The sequence below is a fragment of the Pedobacter sp. SAFR-022 genome, assembly GCF_051965375.1.
In the GTDB taxonomy this organism is placed as follows: Bacteria; Bacteroidota; Bacteroidia; order Sphingobacteriales; family Sphingobacteriaceae; genus Pedobacter.
In genome coordinates this window covers 1-23,659 of record NZ_JBQCME010000003.1, presented here as the reverse complement: position 1 = coordinate 23,659, position 23,659 = coordinate 1, and the positions used below count along the sequence as shown (strand labels likewise).

Annotated in this window: 19 protein-coding genes; 12 read left to right on the top strand and 7 right to left on the bottom strand. The window is 43.6% G+C overall.

The window, feature by feature from the left end; genetic code table 11:
* The first annotated feature begins 125 nt into the window (after nt 1-125).
* The 5 genes from ACTHQF_RS08435 to ACTHQF_RS08415 all read left to right on the top strand — a co-directional run bounded on the left by ACTHQF_RS08435 (nt 126) and on the right by ACTHQF_RS08415 (nt 5,426).
* Entirely contained in the window at nt 126-1,160 is a 1,035-nt protein-coding gene (locus ACTHQF_RS08435; RefSeq protein WP_440429664.1) for a N(4)-(beta-N-acetylglucosaminyl)-L-asparaginase, read from the top strand.
* Between the two features lies 1 nt (nt 1,161).
* Nucleotides 1,162-1,839, top strand: coding sequence for a copper homeostasis protein CutC (locus ACTHQF_RS08430; RefSeq protein WP_440429661.1), 678 nt, complete (start codon nt 1,162-1,164; stop codon nt 1,837-1,839).
* A gap of 57 nt (nt 1,840-1,896) precedes the next feature.
* Nucleotides 1,897-2,565, top strand: a complete 669-nt coding sequence (locus ACTHQF_RS08425; RefSeq protein ID WP_440429660.1) for a DUF6766 family protein — start codon at nt 1,897-1,899, stop codon at nt 2,563-2,565.
* Between the two features lie 67 nt (nt 2,566-2,632).
* The gene (locus tag ACTHQF_RS08420; protein ID WP_440429659.1) at nt 2,633-4,621 is read left to right on the top strand and encodes a PAS domain S-box protein; all 1,989 of its coding nucleotides are present in this window, start codon (nt 2,633-2,635) and stop codon (nt 4,619-4,621) included.
* 10 nt (nt 4,622-4,631) lie between these two features.
* Nucleotides 4,632-5,426, top strand: a complete 795-nt coding sequence (locus ACTHQF_RS08415) for an NYN domain-containing protein (RefSeq protein WP_440429658.1) — start codon at nt 4,632-4,634, stop codon at nt 5,424-5,426.
* A 423-nt stretch (nt 5,427-5,849) separates the two neighbouring features.
* On the opposite strand, the gene ACTHQF_RS08410 is transcribed toward ACTHQF_RS08415, so the two are convergent.
* Nucleotides 5,850-7,718 carry an MASE3 domain-containing protein gene (locus ACTHQF_RS08410; RefSeq protein ID WP_440429657.1) on the bottom strand — a complete coding sequence of 623 codons (1,869 nt, stop codon included), beginning with the start codon at nt 7,716-7,718 and terminating at the stop codon, nt 5,850-5,852.
* Between the two features lie 271 nt (nt 7,719-7,989).
* On the opposite strand from ACTHQF_RS08410, the gene ACTHQF_RS08405 reads away from it, so the two are divergent.
* On the top strand, nt 7,990-8,223 hold the full coding sequence (locus tag ACTHQF_RS08405) for a hypothetical protein (protein ID WP_440429656.1): 234 nt from the start codon (nt 7,990-7,992) through the stop codon (nt 8,221-8,223).
* A 26-nt stretch (nt 8,224-8,249) separates the two neighbouring features.
* On the opposite strand, the gene ACTHQF_RS08400 is transcribed toward ACTHQF_RS08405, so the two are convergent.
* Together ACTHQF_RS08400 and ACTHQF_RS08395 are read right to left on the bottom strand one after the other, a co-directional pair.
* Entirely contained in the window at nt 8,250-9,734 is a 1,485-nt protein-coding gene (locus ACTHQF_RS08400) for an MFS transporter (protein ID WP_440429655.1), read from the bottom strand.
* Between the two features lie 387 nt (nt 9,735-10,121).
* Nucleotides 10,122-11,357 carry a glycosyltransferase gene (locus ACTHQF_RS08395; protein ID WP_440429654.1) on the bottom strand — a complete coding sequence of 412 codons (1,236 nt, stop codon included), beginning with the start codon at nt 11,355-11,357 and terminating at the stop codon, nt 10,122-10,124.
* A 114-nt stretch (nt 11,358-11,471) separates the two neighbouring features.
* On the opposite strand from ACTHQF_RS08395, the gene ACTHQF_RS08390 reads away from it, so the two are divergent.
* Both ACTHQF_RS08390 and ACTHQF_RS08385 read left to right on the top strand, forming a co-directional pair.
* Complete coding sequence (locus ACTHQF_RS08390; RefSeq protein ID WP_440429652.1) at nt 11,472-12,053, top strand: tRNA-(ms[2]io[6]A)-hydroxylase; 582 nt, start codon at nt 11,472-11,474, stop codon at nt 12,051-12,053.
* A gap of 74 nt (nt 12,054-12,127) precedes the next feature.
* Nucleotides 12,128-13,837 carry a patatin-like phospholipase family protein gene (locus tag ACTHQF_RS08385; RefSeq protein WP_440429650.1) on the top strand — a complete coding sequence of 570 codons (1,710 nt, stop codon included), beginning with the start codon at nt 12,128-12,130 and terminating at the stop codon, nt 13,835-13,837.
* Nucleotides 13,838-13,847: 10 nt separating this feature from the next.
* On the opposite strand, the gene ACTHQF_RS08380 is transcribed toward ACTHQF_RS08385, so the two are convergent.
* The 4 genes from ACTHQF_RS08380 to ACTHQF_RS08365 all read right to left on the bottom strand — a co-directional run bounded on the left by ACTHQF_RS08380 (nt 13,848) and on the right by ACTHQF_RS08365 (nt 18,693).
* On the bottom strand, nt 13,848-14,219 hold the full coding sequence (locus ACTHQF_RS08380) for a hypothetical protein (protein ID WP_440429648.1): 372 nt from the start codon (nt 14,217-14,219) through the stop codon (nt 13,848-13,850).
* On the bottom strand, nt 14,216-14,857 hold the full coding sequence (locus ACTHQF_RS08375; protein WP_440429647.1) for a SatD family protein: 642 nt from the start codon (nt 14,855-14,857) through the stop codon (nt 14,216-14,218). Before ACTHQF_RS08375 ends, ACTHQF_RS08380 begins: the two co-directional genes overlap by 4 nt.
* Before the next feature lie 92 nt (nt 14,858-14,949).
* On the bottom strand, nt 14,950-15,372 hold the full coding sequence (locus ACTHQF_RS08370) for a secondary thiamine-phosphate synthase enzyme YjbQ (RefSeq protein WP_440429645.1): 423 nt from the start codon (nt 15,370-15,372) through the stop codon (nt 14,950-14,952).
* Nucleotides 15,373-15,444: 72 nt separating this feature from the next.
* Nucleotides 15,445-18,693 carry an amidohydrolase family protein gene (locus tag ACTHQF_RS08365; RefSeq protein ID WP_440429643.1) on the bottom strand — a complete coding sequence of 1,083 codons (3,249 nt, stop codon included), beginning with the start codon at nt 18,691-18,693 and terminating at the stop codon, nt 15,445-15,447.
* Nucleotides 18,694-18,764: 71 nt separating this feature from the next.
* Here ACTHQF_RS08365 and ACTHQF_RS08360 point away from each other — a divergent pair, with 71 nt between their 5' ends.
* The 4 genes from ACTHQF_RS08360 to ACTHQF_RS08345 are packed head-to-tail and all read left to right on the top strand — an operon-like array spanning nt 18,765 to nt 23,475.
* Nucleotides 18,765-20,657, top strand: a complete 1,893-nt coding sequence (locus ACTHQF_RS08360; RefSeq protein ID WP_440429641.1) for a RecQ family ATP-dependent DNA helicase — start codon at nt 18,765-18,767, stop codon at nt 20,655-20,657.
* Nucleotides 20,658-20,707: 50 nt separating this feature from the next.
* Nucleotides 20,708-21,433 (top strand): head GIN domain-containing protein, encoded by a 726-nt coding sequence (locus ACTHQF_RS08355; RefSeq protein WP_440429640.1) that lies wholly within the window; start codon nt 20,708-20,710, stop codon nt 21,431-21,433.
* Nucleotides 21,434-22,741, top strand: a complete 1,308-nt coding sequence (locus ACTHQF_RS08350; RefSeq protein ID WP_440429638.1) for an MFS transporter — start codon at nt 21,434-21,436, stop codon at nt 22,739-22,741. It begins immediately after the preceding gene.
* Nucleotides 22,738-23,475 carry a (Fe-S)-binding protein gene (locus ACTHQF_RS08345; RefSeq protein WP_440429636.1) on the top strand — a complete coding sequence of 246 codons (738 nt, stop codon included), beginning with the start codon at nt 22,738-22,740 and terminating at the stop codon, nt 23,473-23,475. The genes ACTHQF_RS08350 and ACTHQF_RS08345 overlap by 4 nt, the downstream gene beginning before the upstream one ends.
* Nucleotides 23,476-23,659: the final 184 nt, after the last annotated feature.

Sequence of the window (23,659 nt, the reverse complement as noted above, 5' to 3'; positions counted from 1 at the left end):
GCTGGGCACAGTAAACAGGTATAAGATTACTTCTTTTACCCATGTTATCTGTTGATCCTGCAGCAAGATGGTGTTTTTTGAGGTCTTTTCTTTATTTTGGCCTTTTTAAGCTTTATACCTCAACTATGTTCAACCGAAGGAAATTTATCAAAGCCTCTGCACTTTCTGCAGGAGCACTTGCTTTAAATCAGAACGCTGTCGCCACAGGCTTACCCGGCGCAATGTTATCAGCACCCGCCAAGCCGATCATCATATCGACCTGGGATTTCGGAGTTGCGGCAAATAAGGCTGGTTGGGCAATTTTATCTAAAGGGGGCAGGGCACTGGATGCCGTTGAGCAAGCCGGATGGGTGCCTGAGGCTGATGTAAAGAACCAGACAGTAGGATATGGTGGCTTACCTGACAGGGATGGTAAGGTCACCCTTGATGCCTGCATCATGGATGAACAGGGCAACTGTGGAGCTGTACTTGCATTGGAGCATATCAAACATCCAATTTCTGTTGCAAGGAAGGTAATGGAGAAAACGCCGCATGTTATGCTTGCTGGTGCCGGCGCACTTCAATTTGCATTGGAAAATGGCTTTGTCAAAGAAAACCTGCTTACGCCTGAAAGTGAAAAAGCATGGAAAGAATGGCTTAAGACCGCAGAATATGCCCCTGTAATGAATATTGAGAACAAGCAATACGATAAGGCGAGCCCCCAGAAATTGCCGGGCAACCAATATAACCATGACACCATTGGCATACTTGCCCTTGATGCCAAAGGAAATATTTCTGGCGGTTGTACGACCAGCGGCATGGCCTATAAGCTGCATGGCCGTATCGGCGACAGCCCCATCATTGGCGCAGGATTGTATGTGGACAATGAGGTTGGTGGTGCTACCTCGACGGGAGTTGGAGAAGAAGTTGTACGCAATGTAGGTTCTTTCCTTGTGGTGGAATTGATGCGTCAGGGTTATTCGCCGGAAGCTGCCTGTAAAGAGGCGGTGATGCGTATCATCAAGAAAAAACCCGAAACTGCCAAGAACATTCAGGTAGGGTTTCTAGCTATCAATAAAAAGGGTGAGTATGGTGCATACGCTATTCAAAAGGGTTTTTCTTTTGCGGTGTGCGATGAAAAAAAACAGGACTTAATTATTCCAGGTAAAAGTTATTATTAGAATGGTACAATTGGAAGTATGTGCTAACGGCGTAAATTCTGCGCTGGTGGCGCAGGAGGGGGGAGCCTATCGGGTAGAGTTATGTGATAATCTGCTTGAAGGTGGAACCACGCCTTCCTACGGGCAAATAGCCTTAGCCAGAAAGTTGCTAAACATCAAGTTATATCCCATCATACGGCCGCGTGGGGGCGACTTCGTCTATTCAGATTTGGAGTTTGAAGTGATGAAAGCCGATGTTGTAAATTGTAAAGCTCTTGGCTGTGATGGTGTTGTTTTTGGAATACTTTTGGTCAATGGTGCTGTAGATGTGGAGCGGTGTAAGCTACTGCTTGAACTTGCCCATCCACTTCCCGCCACATTTCATCGTGCGTTTGACGACACTTCTGATCTATTTCAGGCTATGGAAGCGCTAATTTCACTGGGATTTGAACGGATACTTACCTCTGGTGCTGAGGCCACTGCACTTGCCGGCGCCCATGTACTTAAAAGACTGATTGATGCAGCAGGAGATCGGATTGAAGTGATGCCAGGTGCTGGGGTAACGCCCGACAATGTAGCCTCGCTGGTCGAATTAACCGGAGCCCGTGCTGTACATGGCTCATTTTCTGTAGATATACCTTATCGTTTAACAGCGTTGGAGAAGGTTACAGCGGTGGTAACTACGTTATCAGCCTTTTAATTATAAGATTGGCGGGCTTTTTGGTAAGGTTTTTAGCTTATCTAATTTGGCCATTTAATGGGAAAATCACACCGGCACTCGTTTCTATATCGGAACGGGCTGTCACTAGTATTTCTGTTTATCTTTCTTCTTACACTGGTTGCACAGGCATATACGGGTTGGAAGACACATAATGAGGAGCTTTCAGACCTGCATGCGCCAGCGATCGGCTTTGCGACCTATCTACGCAGCGCACATTTCATTTCTGCCACCTTTGAGAATTTCGAGAGTGAATTCTTGCAAATGGCTTTATACGTATTATTAACAGTAAAGCTCAGACAACTTGGTTCGGCTGAGTCTAAATCCCTTGATAATCAAGAGGAAGTGGATAGAATTCCCCAACCTTCAGCAGCTGCGCCATGGCCAGTGCGTAAAGGTGGATGGATTTTAAAGGTGTATAGCAATTCCTTGTCAATAGCTTTTATGTTGCTGTTTTTTGTCAGCTGGGGCTTACATCTTTTTGGGAGTTTCAAAGCTCATAACATTGAACAGGCGTTGCAAGATAAACCGGCGGATTCTCTCCTAAAGTTTATCAGCGGACCAAGTTTTTGGTTCGAAACTTTCCAGAACTGGCAGAGTGAATTTTTGTCGGTATTGGCCATCGTGTTTCTGACTATTTACTTACGACAATACGGTTCTCCAGAATCTAAACCGGTCGATGCTTCTCATTTAGAGACCGGTAAATAATACCGGACTGATGAAGATAATGCGGATTCATTTATTACTTTTACAAGCTAACACGTACTTGAACAATATGCAGGACTCTATTGATATTGAACATAAAGATAACCAATTTCAGTCCTTACTCGAAGCATCACCATTGGCAGTATATACTAGTGATATGCATGGTTATTTGACCTTCTTTAATCAGGCTGCTGTGGAAATCTGGGGTATAACCCCGGTACTTGGTGAGGATTTGTGGGCCGGTAATTGGAAAATGTACTATCCAGACGGGCGACCGATGGAGCTCAGGGATTCTCCGATGGCTAAAGCACTGCAACACATGGCCCGCTTTGAAAATGAGGAAATTGTTATTCAGCGACCAGACAACACTTTCAAAAGGTTGCTGGCTTACTCCATACCCGTATATACTGCAGCTAAGGCCTTTTCCGGTACCTACAACACCTTCGTGGATATCACCGCAAAAACTTCTTATGAAACAAAGCAGTCTGTTTTATCGGCGATCGTCGAATCCTCAGATGATGCAATAATCAGCAAGGATCTCAACGGCATCATCTCAAGTTGGAATCAGGGAGCGGAACGGATTTTTGGGTATACCGAAAAAGAGGTCATTGGCAGACCAGTTTCAATACTCATTCCAAAGCCGCGTTTGCAGGAGGAGGATAATATTCTGGGGCAAATTCGGCAGGGAAACAAGGTTAAGCACTTTGAGACCATTCGGGTTTCTAAAACAGGGCGCCTCATTCCAATATCTTTAACGGTATCACCAGTAAAGGATATGTCTGGAAAGATCATCGGCGCTTCGAAAATTGCGCGGGACATTACAGAACAGGTGGAGGCACAAGCTGCCATCAAGCGCAATGCCCAAAACTTAGAACTACTGAATTCCATTGGGAAGGCAATCCTTGAAAAGCTTAGTGTGAATGAAGTATTGCAGCAAGTTACCGATGTGACGACCAGAATCACCGGTGCTGCCTTCGGTGCCTTTTTTTACAATACGCTTGATGAAGAGGGTGAAGCTGTTATGTTATTTACCCTGTCTGGAGCACCGAGGGATGCTTTTGAATCACTTGAAATACAGCAGCTAACCGACGTGTTTAATCCCTCTTTTGGAGGAAATAAGGTGATAATAATTGATGATGTAACAAAGGAAAGCCGGTATGGAAAGAACCTGCCATTGCTTGAGATGTCTGTAGGGCACCTAAATGCAAGAAGCTATCTGGCAGTACCGGTGGTTGCCGCCAATGGAGAAATCATTGGAGGTTTGATTTTTGGCCATCCACAAGCAGAACGGTTTAAAGCAGAACACGTGGACCTTGTTGAAAGCATAGCCTCGCAGGCGGCGGTTGCTTTAGATAACTCCCGGCTCTTCGAAGAACTGAAAACGATGAGCGACAAGAAAGATGAGTTCATTGCGCTTGCAAGTCATGAGCTAAAAACTCCTTTAACAACCATTAAGGGGTATTTACAGCTGCTCGCAAGGAAGGAGCAGGATCGTGTAAACGCCTTGTTTATAGATAAGACGCTGGATCAGGTGGGCAAGTTGAATGCCCTTGTGGCCGACCTGCTCGATGTGTCAAAGATTGAAGCAGGTAAATTGCAGTTTAATCTTGAAGTATTTGATCTTCGCCTGGTGCTGAAAGATGTCATGGAAACTTTCCCTTACACCTATAAAACGCACAAGATTATCTTCCACGACATGCCAGAACCAGTTTTTGTTCATGCTGATAAGCAGAGAATTGAACAGGTGATCAATAACTTGCTAACTAACGCGATTAAATACTCTCCAGGTGCCGACCTGGTAGAGGTTTCTGTAAGTAAAGATGCTGACCTGGTTACTGTAAAGGTGAAGGATTTTGGGATCGGATTAAAAGAGGAGCATAAACATAAAATCTTTACGCGCTTTTATCGTGCTGACGGGGTTGTTAATGTTTCCGGATTGGGAATTGGTCTTCACCTTACTAAAGAGATTATCGACAGGCACAACGGGCAAATTGGTGTTGAAAGTGAGTTTGGCGTTGGTTCTGAGTTTTATTTCTCCCTGCCTGCTTATAAAAAATGAGGATCGCGATATGGAAAATAAGAAAGATCTAAAGCTTGCCGTGCTAATTGATGCAGATAATGTTCCGTATGCGAACGTGAAAGAGATGTTTGAAGAGATTGCAAAGTATGGAACGCCTACTTTCAAACGAATTTATGCGGACTGGACCAAACCAACCGTGTCGGGATGGAAGAATGTATTGCTTGAAAATGCCATAACACCTATTCAACAATACAGCTACTCAACAGGGAAGAACGCTTCAGACAGTGCATTGATCATTGATGCGATGGATATACTTTACACCGGGAAAGTGGATGGTTTTTGTATAGTATCCAGTGATAGTGATTTTACCCGCCTTGCAACCCGCCTTAGAGAAGCAGGCATGAAGGTAATCGGTATCGGCGAAAAGAAGACATTAACCCCATTTATTACTGCTTGTGATAAATTTATCTATATCGAAATTTTGAAGCCGAAGACGGATAGCGGAGCCAGTCCTAAAAGAAAGTTGTCTAAAGCGAAGCAGCAACTTCCTGAAGCGGAGTCCGACTCGAAGCCGCTTAATGAGGTAGATGCAAAACTAATCAAGCTGATCAAAGACAGTATTAGTGATCTGGCGGACGAGAATGGCTGGGCATTTTTAGGTGATCTCGGTAATCTGCTGCTGAAGAAAAAGCCAGATTTTGATGCGCGTAATTATGGATTTCCAAAGATGCTTCCCTTAATTAAAAGCATTAACAAGTTTGAAGTTGATGAACGTGATACCGGAAAACCCAATGTTAAACATATTTACATCAAAAGTAGAGCAGCTATACGTAAGAATCGGTAGATCTATTTCTTTCTATAAAAATATACAGGAACAAAAAAGGCTTTTCAGTAAATGAAAAGCCTTTTTTGTTCCTAATACATAATTCAACCTCTAAAATGTTTAACTAATATATGTATAAATGATAAGTTGTTCAAATAAATTCGTTGAAAATTAAAAATAAATAATAAAATATCTAATTAGGTAGTATCATTTATGTGAAATTGGATTAATTTTTATATCGTATTGTTGATTACGTTGATGTTAGATATGAAAAATTAGAATTATAGGTGATAATCGAAGCTGTTTTTGCTCCAGTGCTGAATATATCTTTTCATTTTTTAGCATCAGCTGCTATTAAGATGAGGATTCTCTTTTTAAAGTGATTTTTTGCTGCGATAAGATACAATCTAATTAGTCAATCCTTGATTATTGCACTTACATGCATTAAGCTACAGTGTTGGGCTGATTGGCAGCTGGAAGGCTAAAGTAGAATGTTGTGCCTGAACCAGGCGTGCTATCAAGCCAGATTTTACCATCGCTTTTTTCGATAAACTCTTTAGATAAGATAAGTCCCAGGCCGCTGCCTTTTTCATTTTCCGTGCCGGTAGTGCTAAAGGAGCTCTCAAGTTTAAAAAGCCTCTCCATATACTCCGGAGATATTCCGGTTCCAAAATCCTGAACAGAAAATAGTATATCACTTCCTTTTGGAACTGCTTTAAGAATAACCTTGCTATTCGTGTGGCTGAATTTAATCGCATTGGTAGTAAGGTTTCTCAGCACCGTGTTCAGCATCTGTTTATCAGAATGAACCTTTCCGGCTGTTTCCTCAGCCAATTCCAGGGTGATACCTTTGAGAACAGCAATTGTAGATAGTAGTTCGATGTCCTCTGTTAGGAGTTGACGTACATCTAGAAGTTCAGGCTTGGGCACAAGCGCCCCCGTTTGCAACCTGGACCAGCTAAGTAAGTTTTCCAACAGGGAATAAGCATTTTGAGCCGCCTTCCGGATGGTTAGTGCCATCTGTTCAAGTTTAGCAGGACTGAATTTCAGGGTGTTTTTTGCAATCAAGTCGCTGAAGGCTAAGATAGAAGTAAAAGGGGTTTTAAGGTCATGGGCAATAATGGAGAAGAACTTATCTTTTGTTGCGTTTAGGTCTTGTAAGGCTTTTTCAGTGATCTTCAACTGGGTAATATCATAACTAATGATCAGGTAGCTAAATCCATCATGTCCAGAAGTATACTCGGGAATAACTTTAAGCGCATAATGTTTGCTTGCATCAAAACTGTAGTCTAACTCCTGTTCCTGTTTACTAAGCCTGGCTTCCGCGAGCAGGTTTGTGATGCAGCTTGCGAAGCTAGCAGGAAGACCCAATTGTGAAACATCTTTGCCGGAAAAGAAGTCCGGCCGCGCGCCGATAAGCAGTTGGACGGCCTTATTTGCATAAATACAAGTACCAGCGTCGTCAAACCTGAAAATCAGCACGGGCAGGTTTTCGGAGAGCGTGCGATAGTTCTTTTCGCTATCACTTAGATTTTTGAATATAAGTGTGGTAGGCTGGATAAACCCTTTCTCTACTACAGCCTTGTAGGTGAAGAAGAAGGTGATAAGCTTAGCACAATGCCCCACAGCATTTGAGGCACTGTAATTGGAAACGTATAGGGTGAAGCAAAACTCGCTGAGCACAGCAAAGCTAACCGATAAAATTAGCGACTGAAATATTGAAGGCTCAAAGTTTTTCCTGAATTTCAATAACAAGCCGGCCCCGATGAGTAACATCAATATGATGGCATACTCTGCATAAATCTTAAATGGAGTTTGTCCAACGCCTTCAATAAAACAAATTGGAAAGATTTTCCATACCAAAATTGACAGGATAATCAGCGTAGTAATTATCCCGTAACTCAAAAAGACAAGGTCTGCATTCAGCCGCCGTTTTTGCAGCATAAAGCGGAATCCAACCACTAATGCTGTTGCTTCTAAAAAGCGCGTCGCAACCCAGAACTGGTTAGAATAATAAATTGGATTTGGAATAATGTTCATGCCATTGAAAGTAATGGTATGCAGTAGATCCAGTGCTCCAATAAACAGGTAGGTGATACCCTGGAAATACAGATAGTTGCTGTCGAGCATCTTTCTGGAGTTCCAGGTAACCGTGAAAACTGCAAAAGCAACAATAATGGAAAAGAGCTCCACCAAGGTGTGGAATAACAGATAATTGTAGGTAATGCTGATCCAGAAAATAACAGTCAGCAAGGTAATGGCGAATACTGTTCTATAGTAAGTTCTAAGCCATCGATGGAGCGTGTTTAACAACTTATGGATGTTTTTTTTATTAAAGATGTAAAAGCTAGTTCTCGCAAGTTATCGGATATATAATCTTTCAAAGATACATTTTGTGCGCGTACGGATTTCCTTAATGTGATACATTGGTTCTTAATAACTGTTAATAGGTGATGCATAATACGCTCTACAAGTCATATGCTTAAATTTCTCACCTTAATTATAGTACTTATCCATACAAAAAAAGGTGTTTTTACCTTTCACAGATTTTCCCACTTTACTTACGTTAGTGTAAAATTTTGACATGTACAGATTAATCTATTTTAACCACTCAACCGGCTACAAACACGTTGACTACAAAAGTGAAGTGGAGTTTTCTGCGGCGGAAAAGCAGGCTTCACTCCAGGATGCAATTGTTGTCTGCGTAGTAGATTATCGGAATAAAGCGATTCTGAATAAGTGTCCCGATTTTAACACACACCGGGAACACATTGATCATATCATCTTCGATCCCAAGGTTATGGGTTTGTATTACTAATCTGTAAACGCCTTGCTAAGGTTGTACTATGCAGCCTCCTTGGAACTATCGCGAAACATACTTTGTGCTTTTAATATCGGTCTCATTACCCCACGTCTATAGAGGCTGGTAGAATTCATTCGAATTCGCTTGTTTAGACGCAGTTGCATATAGTTCATCACCAGTTCACGTCTAATCTCGCCCTGTTCTTTTACCTTTGATAGAAGCTTAAGGGAGGCCGCTGCCATTAGTCCACCCAGGATGAACAAAAATCCCCAACCTTGGATATTGATGATTACAAAGTTACTCACAATACCCTCAGCATTCTTGAATTGTATATCCCATAGCAGCTGCTGATTGGCGAATTGATCGGCTAAAAGCCCGGCGATGATCGGTGAAATTGCCGAAAATACGGCAACGACCATATTTAAAGAAGACATGTAAGCCATCGCCTCTCTTCTAGGAGCCAGTTTCATTCCGATGTTGTACAAAGCAAGATTAATTCCACCGGTTGCAGTGCCACTAAAGATGCTGATGACAGTAAGGATAATTAATCCATAAATTCGCTGTTCGGGCATAGATGCATAGATCCAAGCTAAGATGCAGGCAATATAGACAGGGGCGCAGATGTTCAGGATGGTCTTGTTGCTGAAGCGATCCGCATACTGTCCAAGTGTTTTTATTGATAAAATATTACTGATCTGGGCAAGTATGGTAAAGCCAATAACGTACGACAGCGGTAGACCCATGGTTTTCATCAGATAAACCGTGAAGAACGGCACCGCAAGGTTCAAAGCAAAAGCCCATGCGGCATTAAAAACAAGCAGGTTTTTGAAGTTCTTATCTTTAAGTGGCTTTTTGAATTGCTCAAATACGCTATCCTTGTTAACCATAGGTGTCGGCTCCGGTGCATTGGCGAGCCAATAAACACCTACTAGTCCTATAAGACCACCTAAAACGAAGATCGTGTAATACATCAAAGTGAGGTATTCAGTATAATTTGCTTTAACGAAGTCTATCGAGATCGACATTGCCAAGCCTAAAGAGGCACTTAATATCGTCGTAAGTTTCGTACGGTGTGAGAAAAAGCTACCTAAGCGATTTTCGGGAATAAGATCCTTTACCCAGGAGTTCCAACTTGCACCAGCAATCGAGCCAAAAACATAATGTACAAATAAGATCACAAGTAATAACTGTAAACTCACTTCAGTAGAGAACATGAATGGCAGAAATGCAGCGAATAGCATTGGGAAACGCCCCAGAATAGCACTTATTACCGTAACTGCGCGCCGGTTATTGTATCGCTGTACCAGCCAGATGGAAAATAGCTGAAAGATATTGGTTAAAATGGGCAAACTGGCTAAAAGGCCAATCTGAAAGTTTGAAGCGCCTAAATGAAGGGCCATGGCAGTGATAAAGGCCCCGCCTGATAAATTTACCATGGCTTCGCCAGCTAAGCTGTCTTTTAAGATAAATTTCTGACCGGCATTAATCTGGTTGTCGTTAAGCGCCGGGATCGTGTTTAAGTTCATTTTCTTTTTCTGTAGGTAGTAGTGTTTTGCGTTTTATACGTGGTGCGTATTTAACGCTAAAAACATGGCGCAAAAGTACTGTATAGATTAGTTAGTTTCTACTGTATTTATGAGAAAAATTACAGGTGGATTGTCATTTTTTTATGATGTAATCTGCTGGGTCTTAGGTGGTAACACGTATTTAACGTATAATATCTATATGCTAATCACAGCGCACTGTAGTTATCGTTTAAGCGCGTTAGTTAACTGTTCTTAGTTAAGATTTTATACTGTGTCTATATGCTACATAGAAGCTTAGTACAAGCAGGTCATTTGAAAATGAAGCAACAGGGATTTTGCAGCTATTGCTACGGAAGGTATGATTGATCAAGTTTCAGCGTGGCACCGCTAGCGTTTGTTTTTCTCCGAGATCCAGAGCGACATATATTTCAGGCTGTTCAACGTATGGTGTTGCAAAATCTGGCCAATAAAGTTATTTCTCCTATGTTGCTCCAAATTGCTTTTTAGCACTTCTATTGCCTCCATAAACTGCGGCCCAAATAGTGTCAGTGCATACCGGGCGTTTATTATCGTTGCGCCGTTTTCCCGGGCCTGCATCCAAGCGGCTTTATCGTTGTACAATCTGGCTGCCGCCCTGCAAAAATTAGTCATATCATCGGCCACGATGCCATTCCAGGGCAAGGTGCCTGCCATAGCTTCCATGCCAATGCTGGTCGTCACCGTTGGTGTTCCGGTCTGCATGGCATCAATAAACTTGCCTTTGAGTCCGGCGCCAAATTTAATAGGTGCCAGCAGGACCCGGTGTGCTGACATCACCCTTGCAGCGCTATAGGCACGTCCATGGACCAAAAACCGTTGCCTATGATTGTGTAGCTGCATCACCTTTTGACCGGGATAAGCGCCATAGATGTGCATGTTTACACCCGGGAGGTGTTTGCTTAAACAGGGCCAAACCTCCGATTTCAACACCTGTAGCGTATGCCAATTCGGTTCGTGCAGGTAGTTACCAATAAAGAGGAAACCTTCACGATCTTCGAAAGCCTGCCATGTTTGCTGAACTTCTGCTGTTATCGGCGGCTCTAAAAATGGAAGGTAGTGCAATAAGGATCGGTCTATTCCGTACTGTGTAACCAGCAAGTCCATTTCGACCTCGGAGATAATAAGCGATAGATCACTACGTAGGATGGAAGCAATCTCGCGTTTGGCGGTATCATTGTATAGGTCGGCTTGATCCATATTGCCAGCTTTCACAGCCTGTTGTCGCGCAGCTCGCAGGCAATGTAAATCTTCGGTGTCCAGGATGGCTAAAACATCCGGGCATTCTTGTCTTACCCGCCAGCCAAATTGTTCCTCAATCATGTAGCGATCATATATGACTACATGGGGCTGCAGATTACGTACATAGTCATTAAAGGAATCGTCATTTAGCTTTATAACTTCTTCCAGCACACCCAGGCTTTTTAGGTCAACACTGAATTCGCTTTTTTGTGCCGCAGAGGCAAACACCACCTCATACTGGTTGTCCAGGAAGAGCTGCAGTAGTTGTATCATCCTGGTGCCGGCAGCTGAGGAATCTGGCTCCGGCCAAACTAATCCTATTATCAGAACCCTTTTCTCTTGCATAGCTTAATTTGCGCAAAGTAAGGAGTTTTCATCCATGCATTCAGCAGTTTTATATTCAGGCATTTCAAATGGAGACGATTATTCCTAATTTTGCCGTTATAAACATACACAGACATGCTGGGATTAAAATTACTTACCGACCCTCGTTGGGCAAACATTGCAGAATCTAATCTCGAAGAGATCTTAACTGATCATGCCTGGTGTGAGCAAAAGGCTGCAAGCAATGCGATAAGTTTAATCGCCAACAATTCAGAGCATATGGATCTGGTCGAAGAACTTACGGCAATTGCAATTGAGGAAATGCAGCACTTTCAGATGGTGATTGAAATCATCAAGCAACGGGGATATACTTTGGGGCGGGAGCGCAAGGATGATTATGTAGGTAAGCTCATCAAGTTCAGCAAAAAAGATGGTAGCAGAAACACTGCATTCATTGATCGTCTGTTGTTTGCAGCAATGATTGAGGCCCGAAGCTGTGAGCGCTTCAGGGTGCTTTCGCAGAACATCAAGGATGCCGAGCTGGCCAAGTTCTACTACGACCTGATGGTCTCGGAAGCAAACCATTATACCACATTTTTGAACTTTGCACGTAAATACACAATTGATGTAGACGTTGATAAAAGATGGAAGCAATGGCTGGAATTTGAAGGAGAATTGATCCAAAGTTTCGGTACTAAAGAAGCCATTCATGGCTAAGTATTAAACCCGGCTTTCACCGGGTTTTTTTATTTGCTAAATTAGGGTAAGGCAATGTGAACTAAAATCATCCTATGGGAAACATACCGCTACCTGAAAAGCCGTTCGGAAAAATTGCACTGAGTTGTTCCGGCGGTGGTTATCGCGCTGCTTCATTTCATTTGGGCAGCATGTCCTACCTGAATCATGTTAAACTTGGGGCCACACCCTTGCTGGAGCAGGTGAAACTTATTTCCACTGTTTCGGGTGGCTCTATCACTGGGGTCGTATATGCTTTAATGAAACAGGAGGGGAAGTCTTTTGACGAAGTCTATCATTTTCTTTTAGAGCGGCTGATCAATATAGATCTTTTACACGCTGGTATCGACAAGCTGAACCCCACAGCAACATGGCCCTATACTTTTAAGCGGAAAAATTTGATTAATGTTTTTGCGGAGCAGTATGATCAAGCCTTTACCAAGGGTGCCTTGATGCAGGTGTTCGATGAGATGAAATCTCATTTGGAAGCGGTTGTCTTCAACTGTACGGAATTTGAGAATGCCGTAAACTTTCGCTTTCGAAATACGGAATGGAGCTACTCCGGAAATTATTACAACCGTATTCCTGTCAGGATGCTCCGGGAGGTTAAACTTTCAGACGTAATGGCAAGTTCGTCCTGTTTTCCTGGTGGATTTGAGCCGATGTGCTGGCCTGATGATTTTGTACATGCACAGTCTCCGCATCTGGAGGACATGGCAACGATGAATGCCGCTGCAGATATCAGTCCTTTGGGTATTATGGATGGTGGAATCTATGACAACCAGGGGATCGATAGTATCCTCCGGTATAAAGATAATTCAGAACAGCCTTACTTCGACCTGATCATTCTTTCTGATGTTGCTTCTCCGGATATGAAGGCGTTTGTCCCGTTTAAGGAGAATCCCAAAACCGGCTTTCGAGCACTTACGTTACGAACACTGAAGCATCGTGCGGAGCGGTTTGACCGCATTGGGAGCCTTTTGCTTTGGGCTGTAGCCTGCCTTGGCATACTTGCACCTGTCCTTTTTGGCTTTGGCACAAACTGGCTGGCTGGTGTTTGCTGGACTGTTGCCGTATTTGCCTTGCTCTTCCTTGGTGCCCGGTTTGTGGTTAAAAAGAAGCTTAAGTCTATACTGTTTAGGCTTTTATTTAAAATCAGGGATCATATACCAGCATTTTACCTGAAGCGGCTTGCAAATTTTGATATCGACGAATTATCTGTACACCGCGCTGAGCCACTGATCATGGATCGGGTAAATTCGCTGCTAACACTGCTCAGCAGTGTATTCCTGAAAGTTGTACGCCGCCTAAATTATAATAGGCTCTATGAGGAGGATACGTATCAGTTTCGAAGGGTTTCCACCCTGATCAAATGTCTTACCCGGGAAAACCTGACGGGCGCAAATAGTGGCACTAAAACGCGTAAAGGCTTTTTTAGCGGCAATTATGATGCTGATGTTGGCCCGGCTATTCAAGCGGTGGTTGAGGAGGCCGCAGCTTTCGGCACTACCTTGTGGTTTACCGAACAGGAAAAGTTGGATAATGTATTGAAGAAGCTGGTGGCAACCGGCCAGATGACCATGTGTTTCAACCTGATGCTCTACATAGAACAGCTGAAGTATGCTAAGGATGAGCAGCAATATGCCAGCCTCGATCCGCAGGTACGTGAAGATATTGAAGCCTTATACAAACAATGTTTGTCTCACTGGGCTATGTTTCGTACTGATCCCATGTTTTTGGTTCAACTTAAAGAACCGCTTCAGTAATAATGTCCGGTTATTTTGAAAAGAGTTTTTCCAGTCCTGCGTCAATGGTGCCAGCGTGGTTCCATAGAAACAGATAAAATAAAGACATACTTACCGAGATTAAATTGCCAATCAGATAATAGTTGTTAAACCGTTGGGTTTCCTCATGTCTTTCCTCGTGTTTCAGGCGAGTGGCTATTTTAAGTGCGCTGAATACAGTCAGGGCATGTGGCAGATCGTTGTACAGGAATAAAGCGAGGAAGAGTCGCTCCAGGCAACCTTTGAACAAGGACTCTAAGTCTATCTCTGTTTTCTTGTAGTAGAACTTTGCGACTACCGAGAAAATAAACCAAAGTAATATTTCACAAACAGCCATCACGGCTATTATAATTAATAATCTCATACCTGATCAGCTATGTATTGCGTTACCTGTTTAACTGCAAAATACGGTTCTATTTTTAAATTCTTGTGCCTTTTCCAAATTTGAGATCTTGTCTTTCCCAGGGCTGCAGCAACTAACTTATAATCTTGTAGTTCAATAAACTTGCTAATCAGGGCATGATCCTTTTCTAATTTCCAGTCGTCTGTTATACTTTGGTAAATACTTAAGCTTGCTGTCAGGGCCGCTGCTGTCTGCTGTTTGCGCAGATGAAAGCTATACCTGTTGTTGGTTTGCTTGGAGTTTTCGAGGGCTTCCCTGGCTTTGGTAAGGCCCTCACCAAGCATGCCATATGCAATATCCTGATTAATGGGCGTATCTATTATGCCTTCATATAACACATATCTCAATCTGAATCCTGCCTGACTAACAACCAACTTTTCTTCCAGCTCCAGGATTAGTGTTACGGCTTTGGAAATGTCTTTTACTATACATTGGAATTCGTCACCAAGGGTGATGGTTATTGGAGAGAGCAGCTTTTTTTTGTGCTTTAGATTTACTTCGGCGGTAAGCTTTTTAAATGTGCTCATGAGTTCATTCTGGTCACTTTTTCGGCTATCGACGATATCAGCCATCAGGATTATATGGTCTCTTCTTTTCATTTCTGGCAATTGTTATGTCAAAAATAATGAAATAAAGTAGTTTATGTCATAAAAAGTGAAATAGAAAGCTTTATGTCATTAAAAGTGAAACGCTATATGCCCCATGCTGTAATGACAAGATTTCTCCGGCCACCATGATTTCGATGTTCACATAGGTAAATCCCCTGCCATATGCCTAAGGCTAACCGGCCTTTCGTTACAGGAATAGTTAATCCGGTATCTAAAAGAGCGCTTTTCAAATGTGCAGGCATATCATCAGGCCCTTCGTCGTCGTGCTTATAGTTCGGGTCTTCTTCTGGAACAATTTTGTCAAAGTACATCTTGAAATCAGATCTTACGGTAGGGTCAGCATTCTCGTTGATGGTAAGTGAAGCCGATGTATGTTGTATAAAAACCTGACAGATTCCAGTCTGAATTTCTTGCAACTCTGGAAAAGCCTGCAACACCTCAGTCGTAATTAAGTGGAACCCTCTTGGGTAAGATCTAAGCGTTATCGCCCGCTGAAACATTTTCATATTGTTAATTTTGTATAAAACGAAATTGGCCTTAAGAACAATTCTCAAGGCCAATTCGTTTTTGTTGTTATATTAATCGCATTGCGGAACAGTGAAAGTCCAGGTTTCTGATGGCCCCGATGGTAGGGAATAGCTGTTGCCATTACCCATCTCAAACCACATTTTACCTCTGATCTTTTCTCTTGAGATCAGCTCGTTCATGGTCATGCTGTCATAAAGCCTGCCATTGATCATCACGTATTTGATCTTCTCCGAATTGCGGATATCTTCAAGAGGATTTGCATCCATTACCAGAAGGTCTGCCAACTTACCGACTTCAAGAGAACCGATCTCTTTTTCCATGCCTAAGTAACTTGCCCCATTGATGGTTGCTGCGCGGATCGCCTGCAATGGTGACATGCCACCTTGTGCAAGCATCCACAATTCCCAGTGTGCACCGAGCCCCTGAATCTGACCATGGGCGCCCAAGTTAACCTTTACACCCGCGTCAGCAAGCTGCTTAGTTGCTTTAGATATGTCAATGTGGTTGTAATCGCCATACTCCGAAGTGGTTCTTCTCCTGGAACGCTCATCGATAATTGATCGTGGCGTAAAAGCAAGTAACCTTTCGTTTTCCCAAACGTTGGTGCGGTCATACCAGTAATTTTCACCCCATTGGCCTCCGTAAGCCACAATTAAAGTAGGGGTATAACCAACCTGAGTATTCTTCCATAAGCCAAGCACATCCTTGTAAACAGGGGCTACTGGAAGACTATGTTCAACGCCTGTATGCCCATCTATCACCATGTTCAGGTTGGTAAAGAACGTTGAACCTCCTTCAGGCACCACCTCCATTTTTAATTGTCTTGCCGCCTCCAGCACTTGCTGACGCTGCTCACGTCGAGGTTGATTGTAAGATTTAACCGAGAATGCCCCAACAGCTTTTAGTCTGCGAAGACTGGAAAGTGCATCGTCCAGACTGTTAATTACTACTTTCATGTCTGCATCTGCACCATATAGAATCGAGCCGGTAGAATAAAGCCTCGGACCGATCATCCTGCCAGCTTTCAACATCTCGGCCTGACTAAACACCATTTCGGTGTTACTTGAAGGATCATGTGCAGTGGTTACACCGAAAGCAAGGTTTGCAAGGTAAGACCAATCTGTCTGCGGACTAATGCCATCCGGGCTCGTACGTAAATGTGCATGCACATCCACCATTCCAGGCATAATGGTTTTTCCATTCAGATCTACAACTTTGGCTTGTTCCGGAATTTTAACATCAGCAGCTTTTCCAATGCTGACAATCTTGTTATTCTCAATCAGCAGGGCACCATTGTCGATAACCTCGTCGCCTTTCATGGTGATGATGCGAGCACCCGTAAGTGCGATCATTCCAGTAGGTGCATCAGCTTTGAGCTTTAATCCGACTGAAAGGCTGTCAGGTGCAACTTCCCTTTGACCTGAAGCGCCCTCTACGAAAGGGAAAGCATTTTTAATGTCTTGTGCATAATATTGCTCACCTAAAGTCCAGAAAAGACGCTTGCTATCATTGCTCCAGTGAATGTAGGATCCTGCGTCTTTAGTTAAACGGGTTAGTGGAATGGATTTATTACCAGAGGAAAGGTCAAGTGGACTGCCCGTTAATACCATAGGCGTGAGGTAGACGTTGAAGAACTCTGTAAACGCCATCCACTTACCATCTGGACTTGGCTCAAACTGCGTGGCATAACCTGAAGTATAGTGGGTGATTTCCCCGCCACCATTTACGCCAATGCTCTTATAAGCCTTTTTGCCGTTCTCAGAAGATTGGAAGAAAATACGGCTGTTATCGGCGTTAAACTTCGGCTTTATGCCACTTTCGGAGACTAAGGTCTTCGCACCACCATTCGCAGACATGACGTAAATACCGCCGCCTCTGCCGAAAGTATGTCCCAGCACATCATTGCCACGACCCTTTCTAAAAACAATGCGATCACCATTGCTGGAGTAAGATGGAGAGTAGTAGAATCCTTTCTCGTCTGTAAGCGTGGTAAATCGTCCCGAACGTACATCAGCACGTTTTATCGAGCCTTTAAATTCATCACTCCAGCTGGTATATACCACATACTTACCATCCGGACTAAATGATGGTTCAAATTCAAAATCAAGACCGTTAGTCAGGCGCTCTGGTGTGCCATTTGGCAGCTCTTTCTTGTATAAAAAGCCTGCTGCATTGAAAACAACCATTTTGCCATCCGGTGAAGTAGTTAACTGCCGGATCATTTTAGCGTTGAACTCCGGTGTGAATACCTGCTGCGGAAAATGCAGGGATTGTTGCACGGACTGATTTGTTGTTACCTGAAATGGAATCTCTGCCACTGAAAGGGAGGATAGGTCAACTTTTTTAATCTTTCCTTTAGCATAGAAGACCAGGCTTCTTGAATCCGGCGTCCAGGCGAAGTTCGGATACACCCCGAATATTGCCCAGGTTTCCTGCTGGTCCTTACTTAGATCATCAAAAACAGGAGACTCCTCGCCAGTTTGAATGTTTTGAATGTAGAGTACAGATTTTAACCTAACCCGCTTCACAAAAGCCATCAACTTACCATCCGGGGAGATCTGTGGTCTTGCAGCACCGCCCTGTTGTTTGATCAGGTCTATCGTCTTGCCTGTATTCAGGTCAAGTTGTTTGATGGCGTAAATGGTGCCATTTGGATCTTTGCTGTACTCGAAAGTCGGCCCTGGCGTAACATCTTCACTATAATAAAGGAACTTGCCGTTGGGCGAAATGTTCGGTTCACCCGCATCTTGCTGGTCATTTTTCCGCTTCGTAAGCTGCACACCATCACCGCCGTTGATGTTGTACATCCACATTTCTCCTGCACCTAAAGAACGTGTGCCGGTAAAGTGCTTTCGTGCTACGATATATTCGCTATTAGGCATCCAGGTTGCATTATTCAGCAGCCTGAAACTCTCCTTTGTAATCTGCCGTTTGTTTGCGCCATCCCGGTTCATGATCCAGATGTTATCGCCGCCAGATTTATCGCTGGTATATGAAATATACCGGCCGTTTGGACTAAAGCGCGGCTGCACATCGAATGCAGCACCACCACTTAGTAGTTTAGCCGTTCCGCCTGATATTGGCATAATATAAATATCACCAAGGATGTCGAATACAATGTCTTTTCCATCAGGACTAACATCCAGGTTCATCCAGGTTCCTTCGTCGGTATTGATGGTGAAATTCTTTGTCGTTCCGCGGAACTTCTCAACGTCCCATTTAGGAGCCTCTTTCTTTTCCTGCGAAAATGCAGGATGAGCAGCAGCAATAATTAAAACACTTAGTAAGGTCTTACGCATATTTTAAATCGATTTATGAGCGGGCAATTTAATAATATCGCTTCGTTTTTATAGTTTTGATCGGGACCTTTATGAATAAAACCGAGCTTTTAAAGCAATATTGGGGCTTCGATACTTTCAGACCTTTACAGGAAGACATTATTGATGCTGTTTTGAACGGACAAGATACGCTGGCGCTGTTACCTACAGGTGGTGGTAAATCGTTATGCTTTCAATTACCCGCCTTGTTAAAAGAAGGGATCTGTATTGTTGTTTCTCCACTCATCGCTCTGATGAAGGATCAGGTAGAAAACCTTAAAGCCAAAGGCATACAGGCGGTGGCTATTTACGCTGGAATGGGTAAGCGGGAAATCGATATCTTGTTGGATAACTGCATTTACGGCAACATCAAGTTCCTATACCTCTCCCCGGAACGTCTGCTTTCTACTCTAGTTAAAGAACGGTTATCTTACATGAAAGTTAACCTCTTCGCCATTGACGAAGCACATTGCATCTCTCAATGGGGTTATGATTTCCGTCCGCCTTACCTGTTGTTAAAAGATCTGCGTGAGATCCACCCGGATGTCCCCATGATTGCGCTCACGGCTACAGCAACCAGTTTTGTACGCAAAGATATTGTGGAGAAGCTTGAACTCCGCGATCCTCAGATCTTCGTTAAGAGCTTTGCCCGCAGAAATTTGAGTTACGTGGTTATGGACCTTGAAGACAAATATGGCAAGCTGCTAGACATCCTGAAAAATGTTAAAGGCAGCGGACTTATTTATGTTCGCAACAGGCGTGAAACGACTGAAGTGGCGCTATTCCTTCAGCGTAAAGGCATTGCCGCCGACTTCTATCATGCAGGACTAGAGAAAAATGAGCGGAGCACGCGGCAGGAAGCATGGAAGCAGAATAAGATCCGGGTGATGGTTGCAACAAATGCTTTCGGAATGGGGATCGATAAGCCCGATGTACGTTTTGTTGTGCACCTGGATCTGCCAGAGAGCCTAGAGGCTTATTACCAGGAGGCTGGCCGTGCCGGCCGGGATGAACACAAAGCCTTCGCGGTATTACTCGCAAACAAATCAGATCGCCTGGCATTACAGTCCAAATATGCCGATAGCTTTCCGACACCAGAAGACATCAAAAAGACTTATCATTACCTTGGTAGCTACTACCAGCTTGCTTATGGGGCCGGGCAGGGGCTAAGCTTTCCCTTTGATCTGGCAGATTTCTGCAAACGATTTAATCTTAGCGTGCTTAAAACGATTGCTGCGTTGAAGTTTCTGGAGCATGACGGATACCTCACCCTGTCGGAGAATATCTTCTTGCAATCTCGTTTGATGTTTATTCAAGGCCACGAAGACGTTTACCGCTTTCAGATAGAAAATGCCGGATATGACCCTTTGATTAAGACCGTACTTCGTGCTTATGGCGGATCCTTCGATCAGTACGTGAAGGTCAATGAAAATGAAATTGCAGGCAGGTTAAAGGTGTCCTATCAAACGGTCATAAACATGCTCCGGAAATTAGAGGAGCAGGAAATCATATCTTATCTTCCACATACGGACAAACCGCAGTTACAGTTTGTTGTGCCGAGGGTAGATCAGCTGCACATGGACATCGATGTGCGCTACATAGAACTTAGGAAGAAGCGTCAGGAAGACCAGATTTCAGCTGTACTTGCTTATGCCGCTACGCCACTATGCCGGAGTGTGCAGCTGCTGGCTTATTTCGACGAGCCTGCTGCAGACAAATGTGGACTTTGTGACATCTGCGTAGCCGAGAAAAAGCAGCAGGACCTGGATGAACTTGAAGAAAAAATCTCGTTCGAAATCGCAACTTTGTTGCAATCAGATCCACACACGTTGGATGCCTTGGTACCGGCACTGAAAACCGGAACCGAAGCGGATCGCTTAAAACAAATTCGCAATCTTTTAGACGCAGGAAAGATTAAGACTGATGGTAAGAACTATTACTTGTAACCTTTCCTGAAAATTAGTTGTTACTATATATGAACCATAAATAGAAAAAAATGAAACAATTTCTCCTAAAACACAAGTTCAGCCTGCTGCTCGTGGCAGCGATCTCATTCGCCGGATGTTCATCCAAATGTATCGAGGATTCCGGAAACCACATCGTCAGAGATATCACGGTTTCACCCTTCGATGAAATTGAGATCGATGGACCTGTAAAGCTTGTCCTTCGTCAGGATAGTTCATTCAAGCTAGCGGTTTCGGCCGACTCCAGTATCATAGACAAGATCAAGACCACGGTTAGCGGCGAAAAGTTTAAAGTTTCTTTAGATCCAATGCAGTACTGCGGCGGTGACTCTATTGTTATACATGCCGGTATCGGTGCACTGACGGAGATCAAAGCTGCCGGTGCAAGCAAAGTCTACAGTGAAGGTTCCTTGCATGTTGGAGATATCGATATGAAGCTTTCGGGTGCAACCGAACTAAATCTTAACCTATATGCTGGTAAAGTTAAAACTGAAAGTGACGGTGCGGCAAGGTTAACCTTAAGTGGACAGGCCGGAGCGCACGAACTTGATAGCAAAGGTGTACTTGAGTTGAATGCCTTTGACTTTGTTGTTGCTCAATATGATATTGATATCCAAGGTACAGGAAAATCGAACATCAATGTACTGAATGATCTTAAGGTGAAAACCAGCGGGTCCAGCACCATCTACTATAAAGGAAATCCAAAGAACGTATCGGATAAGAAATCCGGAACATCCAAACTGGAAAAAGTTAACTAGGTGGAAATCAAGAATAATAAGAAGGTCATCCGGGCATGGGCCATGTTCGACTGGGCGAATTCGGCCTACAATCTGGTGATTACTTCAACGATTTTCCCGGCTTACTTCACTGCGATTACGACTACCGCGGCACAGGGTGATCGGGTATCCTTCTTCGGCTGGAATGTGGTGAACACGGCACTGAGTAACTATGCGCTTGCCTTTGCCTACCTGATCATCGTGTTGATCTCGCCCTTGCTTAGTTCAATTGCGGATTACCGGGGCAATAAGAAGATCTATATGCAAATGTTCACCTGGCTTGGCTCAATTTCATGCTGTTTACTGTTCTTCTTTAAATTGGAAACGCTTGAACTTGGCGTCATTTGCTTTGCGCTTGCTGCAATCGGTTATGCTGGAGGATTCGTGTTTTACAACTCTTACTTGCCCGAGATTGCTTCCGTTGACCGCCAGGATGCGGTAAGCGCAAAGGGTTTTACTTATGGATACGTGGGTAGTGTAGTGTTACAACTGATATGCCTGGTTTTTGTCCTTAAACCAGACTGGTTCGGCATCTCGGATGCCAGTTTCCCTCCAAGATTATCTTTTCTCCTTGTGGGGCTCTGGTGGATTGTATTTGCACAAATTCCCTTTTTTGTGCTACCAAAGGGAAGTCCCAATTTCAATGTGGATGTGCAGCGTAAGATTTCGAGTGGCTTTGCAGAACTTGCCAAGGTCTGGCGCCAACTGAAGAACATGACGCAATTGAAGAAGTTTCTGCTGGCATTTTTCTTTTACGCTATGGGTGTGCAAACAACGATGTTAGCAGCTGCTGGTTTCGGCGCCAAAGTCTTACAGCTTCCAACTTCAAGTCTGATCATTACGATACTGATCATTCAGTTGGTGGCGATCGCTGGCGCAAACCTGATGTCGAAACTTTCCAAATTATATGGCAATGTGCAGGTGCTCTTGTTTGTAGTTGTCGTTTGGATCGGCATCTGTATCGCTGCTTATTTCGTGAACTCTATTGAAATGTTCTATCTGCTCGCTGGTGTAGTAGGATTGGTGATGGGTGGTATTCAATCGCTCTCACGCTCAACCTATTCCAAGTTCCTACCCGAAAATACACCCGACACCGCATCTTTTTTTAGCTTTTATGACGTTACTGAAAAGCTGGCCATTGTTGCAGGATTGGCATGTTTCGCTTACATTGAGCAGCTAACCGGCAACATGCGAAACTCCGTTATTGCACTGACCCTGTTTTTTGCCCTGGGATTGGTATTTTTGCTGGCCCTTAAAAAGGCATCACGACCATTATATACATCAAAATGAAAGTAGAACTTTTTGTACCCTGTTTTATAGATCAATTATATCCTGAAACTGCCTTTAATACGGTCAAGGTTCTGGAGAAAGCAGGGTGTGAGGTAAGCTATAATTCCAGTCAGACTTGTTGTGGACAGCCTGCGTATAATGCGGGATACTGGGAAGAAGCAAAAGTGATCGGTAACAAATTCCTCAATGATTTTTCTGATACCAAATATATTGTCTCACCATCTGCATCCTGCGTAGGGATGGTTAAATCTGGTTTTAACGACCTATTCACCAACTCTAACGTTCATAATCGATGCAGAAGCATTCAGAGTAATATCTTCGAACTTTCAGACTTCCTGATTAATGTCCTCAAGCGCGACTATTTTGGGGCAGAGCTTGGCGGGCGCGCGGTTTACCATGATTCCTGTAGTGGTTTGCGCGAATGCAAAATTAAAGAGGAGCCAAGGCAGTTATTGTCGAAGGTAATTGGACTCGAAATGGTGGAGATGCGCGATACCGATATGTGCTGCGGTTTTGGCGGTACTTTTTCCGTGAAATTTGACTCGATATCTTCAGCAATGGCCGAGCAGAAGGTGAATAATGCGCTCGAGCAGGATGTTGATTACATCATATCGACAGACCACTCGTGTCTGCTCCATATAAAAGGATACATCGAAAAGAACAATATTCCCTTAAAGACCATGCATCTTGCGGATGTATTGGCTAACGGCTGGTTAGAGAGTACGGAATACTAGCATTTAAATCCAACTTACTTGGCCCGGTAGCGCATACCGGGTTTTTTTATGCGCTAGCCTGAATAGAATTCATTCATCTACTCTAGTGACTATGTCCCGAGATAAACATTAATTGTAAACAACATATAGTAAACAGACTTTCCACTGTAAACAAATACCAGTATACTACAACTTGTGGTTGGCA

Coding starts and splice junctions, on each gene's coding strand:
- ACTHQF_RS08415 (WP_440429658.1), top strand. CDS start 4,632: ATGGAAAATAAGAAAGATCTAAAGCTTGCCGTGCTAATTGATGCAGAT.
- ACTHQF_RS08435 (WP_440429664.1), top strand. CDS start 126: ATGTTCAACCGAAGGAAATTTATCAAAGCCTCTGCACTTTCTGCAGGA.
- ACTHQF_RS08385 (WP_440429650.1), top strand. CDS start 12,128: ATGGGAAACATACCGCTACCTGAAAAGCCGTTCGGAAAAATTGCACTG.
- ACTHQF_RS08400 (WP_440429655.1), bottom strand. CDS start 9,734: ATGAACTTAAACACGATCCCGGCGCTTAACGACAACCAGATTAATGCC.
- ACTHQF_RS08395 (WP_440429654.1), bottom strand. CDS start 11,357: ATGCAAGAGAAAAGGGTTCTGATAATAGGATTAGTTTGGCCGGAGCCA.
- ACTHQF_RS08365 (WP_440429643.1), bottom strand. CDS start 18,693: ATGCGTAAGACCTTACTAAGTGTTTTAATTATTGCTGCTGCTCATCCT.
- ACTHQF_RS08430 (WP_440429661.1), top strand. CDS start 1,162: ATGGTACAATTGGAAGTATGTGCTAACGGCGTAAATTCTGCGCTGGTG.
- ACTHQF_RS08355 (WP_440429640.1), top strand. CDS start 20,708: ATGAAACAATTTCTCCTAAAACACAAGTTCAGCCTGCTGCTCGTGGCA.
- ACTHQF_RS08375 (WP_440429647.1), bottom strand. CDS start 14,857: ATGAAAAGAAGAGACCATATAATCCTGATGGCTGATATCGTCGATAGC.
- ACTHQF_RS08425 (WP_440429660.1), top strand. CDS start 1,897: ATGGGAAAATCACACCGGCACTCGTTTCTATATCGGAACGGGCTGTCA.
- ACTHQF_RS08380 (WP_440429648.1), bottom strand. CDS start 14,219: ATGAGATTATTAATTATAATAGCCGTGATGGCTGTTTGTGAAATATTA.
- ACTHQF_RS08420 (WP_440429659.1), top strand. CDS start 2,633: ATGCAGGACTCTATTGATATTGAACATAAAGATAACCAATTTCAGTCC.
- ACTHQF_RS08370 (WP_440429645.1), bottom strand. CDS start 15,372: ATGAAAATGTTTCAGCGGGCGATAACGCTTAGATCTTACCCAAGAGGG.
- ACTHQF_RS08360 (WP_440429641.1), top strand. CDS start 18,765: ATGAATAAAACCGAGCTTTTAAAGCAATATTGGGGCTTCGATACTTTC.
- ACTHQF_RS08345 (WP_440429636.1), top strand. CDS start 22,738: ATGAAAGTAGAACTTTTTGTACCCTGTTTTATAGATCAATTATATCCT.
- ACTHQF_RS08405 (WP_440429656.1), top strand. CDS start 7,990: ATGTACAGATTAATCTATTTTAACCACTCAACCGGCTACAAACACGTT.
- ACTHQF_RS08390 (WP_440429652.1), top strand. CDS start 11,472: ATGCTGGGATTAAAATTACTTACCGACCCTCGTTGGGCAAACATTGCA.